9 protein-coding genes are annotated in these 9,720 nt (G+C 65.4%); 3 read left to right on the top strand and 6 right to left on the bottom strand.

Annotated elements, in window-relative coordinates:
• The coding region (locus VGQ94_01180) for a glycosyl hydrolase family 18 protein (protein ID HEV2021119.1) at nt 1-1,351 on the bottom strand (1,351 nt) is incomplete at its 3' end.
• 80 nt (nt 1,352-1,431) lie between these two features.
• Between VGQ94_01180 and VGQ94_01185 the strand changes: the two genes are divergently transcribed.
• Nucleotides 1,432-2,784, top strand: a complete 1,353-nt coding sequence (locus VGQ94_01185; protein ID HEV2021120.1) for a glycosyltransferase family 39 protein — start codon at nt 1,432-1,434, stop codon at nt 2,782-2,784.
• A gap of 16 nt (nt 2,785-2,800) precedes the next feature.
• Here VGQ94_01185 and VGQ94_01190 read toward each other — a convergent pair whose 3' ends face one another.
• The 5 genes from VGQ94_01190 to VGQ94_01210 form a co-directional block, all read right to left on the bottom strand.
• Nucleotides 2,801-3,013: a hypothetical protein gene (locus VGQ94_01190; protein HEV2021121.1), complete on the bottom strand. Its 213-nt coding sequence runs from the start codon at nt 3,011-3,013 to the stop codon at nt 2,801-2,803.
• A 96-nt stretch (nt 3,014-3,109) separates the two neighbouring features.
• Entirely contained in the window at nt 3,110-3,859 is a 750-nt protein-coding gene (locus tag VGQ94_01195; protein ID HEV2021122.1) for an outer membrane lipoprotein carrier protein LolA, read from the bottom strand.
• A gap of 3 nt (nt 3,860-3,862) precedes the next feature.
• Nucleotides 3,863-4,249, bottom strand: coding sequence for a hypothetical protein (locus VGQ94_01200; protein ID HEV2021123.1), 387 nt, complete (start codon nt 4,247-4,249; stop codon nt 3,863-3,865).
• Between the two features lie 67 nt (nt 4,250-4,316).
• Nucleotides 4,317-5,603 carry a serine--tRNA ligase gene (serS, locus tag VGQ94_01205; GenBank protein ID HEV2021124.1) on the bottom strand — a complete coding sequence of 429 codons (1,287 nt, stop codon included), beginning with the start codon at nt 5,601-5,603 and terminating at the stop codon, nt 4,317-4,319.
• A 209-nt stretch (nt 5,604-5,812) separates the two neighbouring features.
• Entirely contained in the window at nt 5,813-7,243 is a 1,431-nt protein-coding gene (locus tag VGQ94_01210; GenBank protein ID HEV2021125.1) for a hypothetical protein, read from the bottom strand.
• 111 nt (nt 7,244-7,354) lie between these two features.
• Between VGQ94_01210 and VGQ94_01215 the strand changes: the two genes are divergently transcribed.
• Both VGQ94_01215 and VGQ94_01220 read left to right on the top strand, forming a co-directional pair.
• Entirely contained in the window at nt 7,355-7,933 is a 579-nt protein-coding gene (locus tag VGQ94_01215; protein ID HEV2021126.1) for a choice-of-anchor C family protein, read from the top strand.
• Nucleotides 7,934-7,983: 50 nt separating this feature from the next.
• Nucleotides 7,984-9,627: an alkaline phosphatase family protein gene (locus tag VGQ94_01220; protein HEV2021127.1), complete on the top strand. Its 1,644-nt coding sequence runs from the start codon at nt 7,984-7,986 to the stop codon at nt 9,625-9,627.
• Nucleotides 9,628-9,720 lie beyond the last annotated feature (93 nt).

The following is a 9,720-nucleotide window of genomic DNA, read 5'->3' on the forward strand; positions in this document are numbered from 1 at the left end:
TCCTGAGGATCTCCCCCTGGCCCTCCATGTCCACGTCCTGGCCGGGAGGAACGGACCTCAGCTTCGCTGGAGCTTCCGGTTCGCCCGGCACGTCCCACACCGCCCACAAGGAGCGGTCTTCGGAGCCCAGGCGCCAGAGCGCAAAGGTGTTGATGCCCAGGGCCTGGGCCGCCCGCATCTGGTTCAGCGCCGTTACCGCGTCCAGAAACCAGACGTCATGACGGGCGCTGGATTCATCCACGTAAGCGTAGTGCGGATTCAGGCTGTCCGCGTCCAGCTCCGGACTGGCCTCAGACTCCCGCGCCATCAGCCACGCCTGCTGCACGGGTACGGTCTGCGCATTCTTGACCCGCTCGGGGTGCTTCGGGTCGCTGGTCCACTCGTAGCCGTAGTTTCCCACCGCGACGATGATCTTCTCCCGCGGCATCACCTCGAGGGCGCTGTTCAGGTTGTCCGTGAACCAGCTCTGCGCGGCCACCGGGCCCGCGGGTCCGCCGGGATAGTGCTGGTCGTAATCCATCAGGATGATGCCGTCGGCGCGGGCGGTAACGTAGGCGTAGTCGTAATCCTCGTTGTGCGCCGGAAGCGCCACGTAGAGCTTCATCCCCCGGGCGTGCAGATCGGAGGAGAGCTCCGCGACCAGGGCGCGGTAGCCCGGCTGCGCGGAAAAGGGGAAACCTTCGAAGTCGAGCGTTAGCCCCCGGTAGCGGTCGCTGGCCAGAAGGGCTGCCAGTTCTTTGCGAAATACGGCACGCGCCGCAGGATTGTTCAACATGCCGGCGACCTCGGGCATCCAAACGTCATGACTACGAGTGGGGTCGAAGTTGTTCACCAGGGGAAAGACTTCCAGCTCCGCGTTCTCCGCCTTGAGGAAGGGCATGACTTTGTCGTCCACCGGGCGCACGGATCCCCCGGAAAGGACGGGGAAGAGCTTGTTCTTGGCGTCCACCGCCTGGAGGTGTCCATCGGCGGAGAGCACGTGCAGCCACTCCGGAAACAGCAGATCGATCTGCAGGAAGTACGCGCGCAAGGAGGAGAAGCTTCCTGCGTCCCATTGGACGTAGAAGGCGGCGCGGATCCCTTCCCCGGAGTTCAGCGCCACCTGCGAGGGAGCGGCCTGGGTCTTGCGATGCGCCACCCGCCGGGCCGGCCGGCGGCGATCCTTTTCCTTCAGGGCGTGGTAGCCCCGCCTCTGTCCCTGCTGCAGCAGGGCGGGCAGGCTCACCCCCCGGAACAGGCTGTAAAAGAAGAAGCCGACCAGCAAAGTCAGGCTGAAGCCCGCGACGTCGAAGATGGTGCGCAAATGCTTCCAGCGTCTGCGTCGCGGGTCGTAGAAGACTGCTGTGGCCATTAGGGGAACAACAAACATTCATCGTAAGGCGCTGCGGCAGAGGCGTCAAACGCGCGCCGCATCCGGGGTATAGTCTTCCGGTGCGCGAGTTCCTGCGCCAAAACCGTCGGTTTGTTTCCGCCGCCACGCTGGCGGCCTTCGCCCTACGTTTGTTCCTCCTCTTCCAGTTCCCCTACATCGCCGGAGACTCGTTCACCTACGGCGATCTGGCCAAGAACTGGATTCAGCACGGCATCTTCGGCTTCGGCGGCCCCACGGGTCCCGTGCCCACCTTGATCCGCCTGCCGGGTTATCCCGCATTCCTGGCGCTGGTGTGGTCGGTGTTCGGCATCGAGCACTACACCGCCGTGATGGTGGTACAGATCTTCCTGGACGTGGGCACGTGCTTCCTGGTGGCGGCCCTCGCGCGCGAGTTGGTTTCCGTGCGCGCCGCGCGCCTGGCCTTCTTGATCGCGGCTCTGTGCCCCTTCACGGCCAACTTTGCCGCCACGCCGCTGGCCGAGACACCGGAAATCTTCTTCTCCGCCCTGGCCCTGCTCTGCGCCGCCAAAGGACTGCGATCCGATGCGCCGCATCCGCTGCGCTGGTGGGCGGGCTGCGGCGCCGCTCTGGCCGCCTGCATCCTGCTGCGCCCGGACGGCGGCGTCCTGCTGATGGCCATTGGAGGGCTACTGTTCGTCCGCTGGGCTCGCGGCCCCGAGCGCCGAGCGGCTTTTCTCGCGGGAGTCGTGATGGCCGCCGCATCGTTTGCCCCGCTGGTTCCCTGGACCATCCGCAACTGGCAGGTCTTCCACGTCTTCCAGCCGCTGGCGCCCCGGCACGCCACCGCCCCCGGCGAGTTCGTCCCTCTGGGCTATGAGCGCTGGTTGCGGACCTGGGTGGTGGACTACTCCTCCACCGAGGAGGTCTACTGGGCAGCCAAGCCGGTGGACATCGAGGTCTTGCCGCCGCGCGCCTTCGACTCTGACGACCAGCGCCGCCGCACTGAGGAGCTGCTGAGCGAGTACGAACCCGAGGACATCACGCCCGCAGTGGACGCAAAGTTCGCGCTACTGGCCGACGAGCGCATTCGCTCCGCCCCGCTGCGCTATTACCTTTTCCTCCCCGCCGCCCGGGTCGCCGACATGTGGCTGCGGCCGCGCATCGAGCTGCTCGGCCTGGACACGCACTGGTGGGATTTCGAAAACGATCCCGGCGACTCCGCCATCTCCATCGCCCTGGGCTTGCTGAACCTGGCGCTGGTGGCGGCCGCGGTGGTGGGAGCCATCCGCGGGCGGGCGCAGCAATTGGCCATGCTGGTGGGCTGGATCCTGCTGCGCTCGGCGCTGCTGGCCACCCTGCCCGCGCCCGAACCGCGCTACACCCTGGAGTGTTATCCCGTGCTCTTTCTTCTGGCGGCGGCCAACCTGAGGAGTGCAACGCAAACGCCGTGAGCTTCCGCCCCGAAGCTCAGCGCCGCGGCGAATCGCTCATGCGGAAGCGGGTGCGGAAGTGCTCGGAGAGGAAAGTGATGGCGCCGCGGTTCCGCCGCGGGTCGGACTGGCTCAGGTACTTGATGGCTGCGGCCAGCACGCGCTGGCCCTCCAGGAAGCGGTCGTCGGGCGTGCGCTTCTTCTTGCGCTTGGGGTGAGGCGTCACCGAGATGGTGAAGACTCGCGCCATCTGTCCGGCTCTCCCGGCAATGGAAAAGTGCCGGCCTCCGCAGTATAGCCGCGCCCTCGTCGCCTCCCAAGCTGAAAGAGAAGCTGCCCCGCGGCGCTATCCCTGGGGGCGCAGCACTTTGGTCTTGCTCGTAGTCTTCAGTTGGAAAACGTCGTCGGGAATCTTTTCGTTGATGCGGATGTTGGCGTAGTGGGCCAGGCGGTAGTCGCCGGAGGCCTCCCAGGCCTGCTGCCGCAGCGAAACGCCGCGCACCGGGTCCACCCAGAGCACCACGTGGTCGAACAGACTGCGCGCCTTGGCCGATTTCGGGACCAGTTCCAGCTTGACGGTGCGCACGCCGTCCACCGTCTCCACCCCGGCCAGCTTCACGGTGAACGACTTGGCCAGGTCGTGTCCGCGCCCGCCGAAGCCCAGCACCAGAACGGTCTGGACGGTCTCGCGGTCCTTGCCCGCGTCGTACTCCGTCACCTGATCGATCCGGGGCTGATAGACGCTGAGCTTGCCGTTGGCGAAGAGCATGTACTTCTTATCCGGCTCGGAAATATCGGCCGCCATCTGTATCTCTTTGCCCGCGCGCCGGAAGTAGAGCTTCCCCTTCTGGACGTCGGTCTCATCCACCACGCGCTGGTACTGGTCCCAAGCGAAGTCCGCCTGGGCGGACTGGAAGGTCGCGGCGGCGGCATCCATCTGGCTGAGCACCGTCTCCAGCGACGGAACCTGCGCCGGTTCGCTGCCGGGAGCTTCGGGAAGACCATCGGCGGTGAGCGCCGCGCCCAAGGCCAGGCAGAGGACCAGCAGCCCGAAGCGGCCGCGCTCGGCGAGTTTTCCTGGCGTCTTATGGTGCAAGCCTTACCTCCGCTTCACCCAGGCCTTGTAGGCCACGACCTTGCCGCTGCGGTCGGTCACCCGCTCGTAGTGCGCGATCTCCACTTCGCCCGCGATCTCCTCGATCACCCGATGCAGGCCGGCCTCGGGATTGGCGTCGCCCACGATGGGCTGGCCGCGCTCGTCGCTGGCCGTCGCATCCACTTGATAAATGATGTACGGCCCGTCCTGCGTGACCAGTACCCCGGTTTGATGCGTGGCGCGCTCCCGGGGTTTGTCGTTGAAGTTGATGCGCAGCGGCGCCAGGAAGATAAACAGCAAAATGAGCGTGACCATGATGTCGTAGTGCAGGCTGCCACGCGCGTAGGTCCAGAGGATGTATCCGCGGATTGTCCGGCCCAGCCAGCCCATAGTCTTGTTGGAAAGTGTCTGCGAAAACTCAGTGTAGAGTCCTGCTGCGCCTTTGGCAACGCGCGCCTCAAAAGCGCTTGGCGGTGATGCGCTCGGCGTTCATGTAGGGGCGCAGCGCTTCCGGGATGACCACGCTGCCATCCTTCTGCTGATAGTTCTCGAGAATGGCCAGCCAGGTGCGCCCAATGGCCAGGCCGCTGCCGTTCAGCGTGTGCAGGAACTCCGACTTTCCCTTCCCTGCCGGCTTCCAGCGGATGTTGGCGCGCCGCGCCTGGAAGGCCTCGAAGTTTGAGCAGGAAGAAATCTCGCGAAAGAGCTGCTGCCCCGGCAGCCAGACTTCCAGGTCGTAGGTCTTGGCGGCGGCAAAGCCCAGGTCGCCGGTGCATAGCGCCACCACGCGGTAGTGCAGTCCCAGCTTTTGCAGCACGGTCTCGGCGTGGTTGGTCAGCTTTTCCAGCTCCGCGTAGGAATCCTGCGGCCGCGCGAACTTCACCAGTTCCACCTTCTGGAACTGGTGCTGGCGGATGATGCCGCGCACATCCTTGCCGTACGAGCCGGCCTCGCTGCGGAAGCACGGCGTATAGGCGCAGAGCGAGAGCGGCAGGCGCGACTCCTCCAGAACCTCTCCGCGATACAGATTGGTCAGCGGCACTTCGGCGGTGGGCACCAGCCACAGGTCGGTGTCTTTGCACTGGAAGAGGTCGCCGGCGAATTTGGGCAACTGCCCGGTGCCGTACATGGACTCCGAATTCACCAGGAAGGGCGGCAAAACCTCTGTGTAGCCGTGTTCGCGCGTGTGCAGATCGAGCATGAAGTTTGCCAGCGCCCGCTCCAGCCGCGCCCCCAGGTCCCAATAGACGGCGAAGCGCGAGCCGGAGAGCTTAGCGGCGCGCTCCAGGTCGAGCACGCCCAACTGCTCGCCCAGCTCCCAGTGCGGCTTGGCGGCGAAGTCGAACTTCGGAGGTGCGCCCCATTGGCGCACCTCCGCATTGTCCTCTGTGGCCTTTCCGACCGGCACGGTCTCATGCGGAAGATTGGGGAGCGCCGCCAGAATGGACTTGAGCTGCTCCTCGATGGTTCCGATCCCGCCCTCTCCCTGCTCGATCTTCTCCCGCAGTTCCCGGGTCTGCTCGATGAGCGCGGCAGGGTCGCCGCCCGATTTCTTCGCCTTCGCCACCTCTTCGGAGGCGCGGTTGCGCTGCGCCTTGAGCTGCTCCATCTCGGTGATGAGCTTGCGGCGCTGCTCGTCCACCGAATGAAAGGCGCCCAGCGCCTGCTTGGGATCCAGGCCGCGCTGGCGCAGCTTCTCCTCCAGCAGCGGCAGGTTGTTGCGCACGAAGGCGAGGTCGAGCATGGGGAACCGCTAATCTACCGGAAAGCGGGGCCAAGAGAAACCCCAGGGCTAGATTTTGGTTACTGGGCCAGTTTCCGACAAGCCTGGAAGAGGGGAAAGCAAGTAAGCCCAACTCCCTGGCGTTCCGCTGCCTCTCATCACCCACACAAGGAAAAAGGCCGCCCATCGGCAGCCTTTCTGTTTTCCTTCCGTCCACTGTGCACTGTCCACTATTTCCGCGTGTACCGCTCCTTGAGGAAGTTGTAGTAGATCATTCCGTAGCGCGGATACCAGTCGTAGTCCTTGAAGTTCTCGCGCTCGCACGCGCCCACCCCGATCAGTCCCTCGTTGGACATTGTGAGCAGCTTGTCGAGGTTGGTGTCGTAGACGTCGTAGAAGTGCTTCTGCGCCAGGTTCATCGGCTCGTTGGGATTGTTCTTGATCGCCGTCCACGCCAGCTGCGCATACGGACTCAGCCCCGCCGCCGCGTTCGCCAGCTCGTGGATGCGCCCCGCCTTCAGCTCCGTCTGCTTGTAGATGACGTACATGTCCTCGAGCAGCTTGCGCGATTTCTCCAGCTTCGCGTTCGCTTCGAGGAAGCACTTGCCGCACTGCCCGGTGCCGGCGCAGCGCGACGGGATCAGCGGCTGTCCCGGAGGGTTGTAGTTGGGCTGCACCGCCGCCTCCCGCGGATCGATGAGCCCGAACTCCTCCAGGAACGCCAGGATGAGCTTCGTGTCGCTGACTAAATGTCCCGCCGTCCGCCCCATCCCTCCCAGCAGCGACGGCGCTTCGCCTTCCTTCTTCTCTTCCTTGTCATCCGGATGCCGGACCTTGATCGCTTCCGGCTCCACCTTGATCCCCATCTTCTCCAGCGTGTCGAGTTGCTCGCGCAACTGGTTGAGCCGCTCGTTGACCGCTTTCCACGCGTCGCCCGCGTCCACCTTCTTCGGCGCCAGCTGGTTCTCCACGCTCTGCCCCCGCATCGCGTGGTACGCACCCAGCCCTACGACCAGCAGGACCACCGCCGCCGTCTTCCCTCGCCCGCGCAGGAACACCACGACGATCAGCGCCACCAGCGCCACCAGGATCAGGCCGAGCAGGATCGTCACCGACCTCGGCACCTGCAGCGTGGTGGTCGCCGCTCCCGTTTGTGTTTCCGGCTTGCCGCCCGTCGCCGGCGGCGTCAGCGCCACGCCCTCGACCAGCGGCGTTCCCTGGGCGTCGATGGGGACGAACGCCGTCGGCGTCGGCACCTCTACTCGCGGCCCCTGCCACGTCATCAGTTGGTACTTCGCTCCCGCCGGGCCACTCACCAGCAAGTGCACCGATTCGCCGGTGCGGAACTTCGCCACCACCGTCCCGCCCGCGTCCGTCGCCTTCTTCAGCAGCGCGTGCTCCGGCGCGTCCTTGTACACCAGCAACGTCAGCGGCTTCGCCGCGTCCTCCGCCGCCAGTACGATCTCCATCGGCTGCAGGATGTCGAGGTTGTTGATCAGGAAGCGCACGCCGGCTTCGTTCGTCTGCCCGCCGACCACCGACAGCTTCCCCGCCTTCACCCGCGCGTCTTTCTCGGGCGCGATCTCCCACTGCTGGTTCTGCGCCCACACCGGCAGGGCAAGTGCGGCCAGGCACATCACAACAACCATCCGCCTCTTCATCGCTGGCTCCTTGATGGACACGGACGCTAGCTCCGCTCCGCCCCCAAGTCAAGGTTTGACTTCCCGCCGCCCCGCGGTTACAGTGCGCGCCGCAACGCCCGGAGGTCAGCCATGCGCAGTTCCCCGCTCCTCGCCCTTGCTACACTTCTCCTGATCTCTGCCTTCGCGCAACAGAAGAACGCCAAGCCCGAGAACCTGGTCGTCAACGGCGGCTTCGACCAGGGTGCCGATCCGGGTGGCTTCAAGACCTTCAAGAAAGGCGACAAGTTCCCCGGCTGGACGATCACCAAAGGTTCAATCGACCACATTGGCACGTACTTCAAGTGCGCGCACCTGCGCTGCCTCGACATGAACGGAAACGAACTCGGCGCCATCCGCCAGACCATCGCCACCGAAGCGGGCAAGAAGTACGAGGTGAGCTTCATGCTCTCCGCCAACCCGCAGTGCGGTGGCCCCAAGAAGACGCTGCGCGTCTCCGCCGCCGGTGATTCGAAATCGTTCGTCGTGATGGCGAAGCCGAACATCCCGTGGGCCAAGCACACCTGGGAGTTCACCGCGAAAGAGGATAAGACTCCGCTCAGCTTCGAGAGCGTAGGAGAGATCAGCTCTTGCGGACCGCTGCTCGACAGCGTCACGGTCACGCTGGTGCTGGACGAGCCCGCGACCACGCCGCAAGCGCAGCCGAAGTGATTCGGTTCGATTTTCCCGCCGGACGCGGGCTGGCGTACACTACTTATTTGATGGCAACCCGCCTGCACCGCGCACTTCTGCTGCTGTTTGCCGCGCTGCTGTTCGCGCCCTTCTCCCTCGCTTCCGCCTACGACGGCCGGCCCCGGCTCATTGTCATCGTCATCGTGGACCAGTTCCGCGGGGACTTCCTGGAGCGCTCCCGGGACCGCTTCGGCCCAGGCGGCTTCAACCTCTTCCTCGAGCACGGAGCGGTGTTCACCGACTGCCGCTACGACTACGCCAACACCCACACCGCCCCCGGACACGCCACGTTGCTGACCGGGGCCTATCCCGACGGCCACGGCATTGGCGGCAACCAGTGGTGGGACCCGGAGAAGAAGAAGGTCGTCACCTCGGTCGAGGACGAGCGCACGCAGCTCCTCGGCCTGCCCGGCGGCCCTGCCAAGACCGGCGCCTCGCCACGGAAGCTCCTGGCTTCCACCTTGGGCGACGTGCTCAAGATGGCCACCGGCGGCAAGTCGCGCGTCTTCGCTATCTCGCTCAAAGACCGAGGGGCGGTCTTACCGGCCGGTTATGCGGGCGACGCCGCTTACTGGATCGACCGCCAGAGCGGCGCCTTTGTTACTTCGACCTATTACGTAAAGGAACTCCCCGCCTGGGTGAAGCAGTTCAACGAGAGCCAGCACGCCGAGAAGTACTGGAACCGCGAGTGGAAGGACGCCTCCGGAAAGACGCTGGGAAACACCGCTCCCCGCAAGGAAAAAGACGGCTCGCCGGAAGGTTTCTTTGACGTGGTCGGCGCCACGCCCTTCGCCAACGATTACCAACTGGAGTTCGCGCGCGAGCTAGTGCTCAACGAAAAGCTGGGCAGCGGGCCGGCGACTGACCTGCTCATCGTGGGCCTGACCGCGCCTGACATCCTGGGCCACGATGCCGGCCCCGATTCGCCGCAAGTTGCCGCCATGGTGCAGGCCCTGGACCCGCAGCTCGCAGGCTTCTTTCAATTTCTGGGGAAGCAGGTGGGCCTGGCCAACCTGTGGATCGCGCTCTCCGCCGACCACGGCATCGCGCCGCTCCCCTCGTACGCTTCGGGACTTCGCATCCCGGCGGGAAGCTTCACTCCTCGGGATGTGAAAACGCGCGCCAACGCTGCGCTTTCCTCTAAATTGACTCCGGGGCAAAGTGCCGAATTCATCACGGCGCTGGATTGGCCCTTCGCCTACCTCTCTGCAGAGGCTTTTTCCTCGACCAAGCTGACCCAGGGGGAAGCGGAGCGCGTCGCCGGCGAAGCCTTGCTGAAGGAAAGCCCCGCGGTGGACTACTTCACCCGCAGCCAGATCGCGCGCGGCGCGTTGCCGCAGGATGAGACCGGACGCCGCTATGCCCACAGCGCCTCACCCTACGGCGGCTGGTACGTCATACTGGTGCCGCAGGCGTACGTGGTCGGCTATCCGCCCGGCACCGATCACTCCAGTCCCTACACCTACGACACGCACGTCCCGCTGGCGTTCTTCGGACTCCCCTTCCAGCCGGGAACGTACCGCGGCCACGCCGAGCCGGTGGACCTGGCGCCGACTCTGGCTTCGCTGCTCGGGATCTCGCCGCCCTCGCACAGCACCGGACGGGTACTGGCCGAGGCACTGACGCCGGCCGCCGAGCGCCATAGCGCCCCGCCCCGCAAGGCGCCGCGATGACGCAGGCCATCAATCCCGCTGCGAGCGCATCCGGCCACGCCGTGGACCTGAGCGTGAGCTTTGCCGGTCTCACCTTCAAGAATCCGGTCATCG

Source organism: Terriglobales bacterium (assembly GCA_035937135.1).
GTDB lineage: Bacteria > Acidobacteriota > Terriglobia > Terriglobales > Acidobacteriaceae > DASYVL01.